Genomic DNA, 243 nt, shown 5'->3' with positions numbered 1-243 from the left:
CCATGCCGCCATCGTCTGGCCGCTGCTGTGCGGCATGGCGCGCGCCAAGTACTACCTGATGCTGTGCGAAACCGTGAGCGGCGAAGAGGCCGAGCGCATCGGTTTGGTGTCGCTGTGCGTGGACGAGGCCGAGTTGATCGGCCGCGCCTTCGAGGTCGCCAACCGCCTGGCGGCCGGCTCGCAGACCGCGATCCGCTGGACCAAGTATTCGCTGAACAACTGGCTGCGCATGGCCGGCCCGAC

General features: G+C 67.9%; 1 protein-coding gene. It reads left to right on the top strand.

Translation table 11 applies throughout. The features are described 5' to 3' along the window. The coding region (locus SB771_RS36530; protein ID WP_410722224.1) for an enoyl-CoA hydratase-related protein at positions 1-243 on the top strand (243 nt) is incomplete at both ends.

Source organism: Burkholderia sp. SIMBA_051 (assembly GCF_046534915.1).
In the GTDB taxonomy this organism is placed as follows: domain Bacteria; phylum Pseudomonadota; class Gammaproteobacteria; order Burkholderiales; family Burkholderiaceae; genus Burkholderia; species Burkholderia ambifaria.
The sequence above is the reverse complement of the archived record's forward strand: the minus strand, read 5'-3'. Positions and strand labels throughout refer to the sequence as shown.